The following is a 1,603-nucleotide window of genomic DNA, read 5'->3' on the forward strand; positions in this document are numbered from 1 at the left end:
TAGCTACTTGCCCCTGAAAAAGTTTGACGGGTAGCTGGCGTCTGATCGTTGTAATTGACTGCGGCAGTTTGTGTTTCGATGCGAGAATGACATCGGTGTCGTTCTCGTGGAGGTAAGCCGGTCGATGTTGCGTGTGGCGGATCAGCAGATCTCGTTGTGGGATGTGGTGTTGCCGCCGGAGTTGGTCCGGCTTCCCGATGAGTTGGCTCGCATCGACGCCTACCTCGACGACGAACGGTTCGTCGTGCCGTGGCGGAGGATGTTCGATGCCCGCTTGGGGCGTCCGTCGGTGCCGGTCGACACGCTACTGAGGCTGCTGTATCTCAAGCACCGCTACCAGTTCGGATACGAGACGCTGTGCCGGGAGGTGGCCGATTCGATCACCTGGCGGCGGTTCTGCCGGATCCCGCTGGAAGCCCGTGTGCCGCATCCGACCACGCTGGTGAAGCTGGTCGGGCGGGCCGGTCCGGAGGTGTTCGAGCAGCTCAATGCCGCGTTGGTGGGCAAACTGACCGAGGACAAGGTGCTGCGTGCCCGCAAGCTGCGCATCGACACCACGGTGGTGGAAGCCGACATCGATCACCCCACCGACGCCGACCTGCTCGACCACGGCGTCCGCAAGCTGGGTGGGCTGGTGCGGCGGATCAAGGTGGCCGGCGCGGCGCAGCGGACCGCGTTCCGTGACCGCAGTCGCTCGGCAGGGCGGCGGATCAAGCAGATCAGCCGCACGCTGCGCCGCCGGACCGGCCAAGCCCTCGGCGAGATCGACCGGCTCACCGGCGAAATCGCCGACATCGCGACCGCCACGGTCACCGAGGTGGCCGCGGTGACACGCAATGCCTACCGGATGCTGGATCGTCGCCCGTCTCGGCGGCTGCAAAGACTGGTCACCGAACTCGAAGACACCGTGGCTGGCACCCGGCGACTGCTCGCCCAGACCGCGCAGCGGCTGGCAGGCAACCGCATCATCCCCGACCGGATGGTGTCGCTGGCCGACCCGGACGCACGCCCGATCCGCAAGGGTAAGCCCCAGCATCCGACCCAGTTCGGCTACACCACACTGATCGTTGAAGACGACCGCGGTTTCATCCCGTTCCACCAGGTCAACAAGGGCAACCCCAACGACGGCCGGCAACTGGTTCCCGCTGTCGAGCAGGTCGTCGCAGCCACCGGCCGCGTCCCGGCCACGGTGGTTGGCGACCGCGGCTTCGGCACGGCGGCCAACGACAAAGCCCTGGCAGAACTCGGGGTACGACACATCGGCCTGCAACGCAGCGGCACCCTGAGCAAGACCCGCCGTGAACACGAACGCACCCGAGCCTTCCGGCGAATGCGTAACTGGCGCATCGGCGTAGAAGCCCGAATCAGTCACCTCAAACGAGGATTCGGACTGCGGCGCACCCGGATGCGCCGCCTCACCGGGGCCCGGACCTGGATCGGGCTGGGCATCTTCGCCTACAACCTCCAGCGGATGACCGTGATCACCCGGTGAACACGCCCTGCGGCCGACGCAGGTCCCAAACCACCAGACTCGAAAGCCCAACCAGTGATCCGCCCCGGACCCACCAAACCCTCCGACCGACTATTTCAGGGGCAAGTAGCT

Annotated in this window: 1 protein-coding gene; it reads left to right on the forward strand. The window is 65.9% G+C overall.

What is annotated here, in order from left to right:
- Positions 1-124 precede the first annotated feature (124 nt).
- Positions 125-1,492 (forward strand): ISNCY family transposase, encoded by a 1,368-nt coding sequence (locus ON40_RS34500; protein WP_040829450.1) that lies wholly within the window; start codon positions 125-127, stop codon positions 1,490-1,492.
- Positions 1,493-1,603 lie beyond the last annotated feature (111 nt).

This window comes from Nocardia jiangxiensis NBRC 101359 (assembly GCF_000308615.1).
Lineage (GTDB): Bacteria > Actinomycetota > Actinomycetes > Mycobacteriales > Mycobacteriaceae > Nocardia > Nocardia jiangxiensis.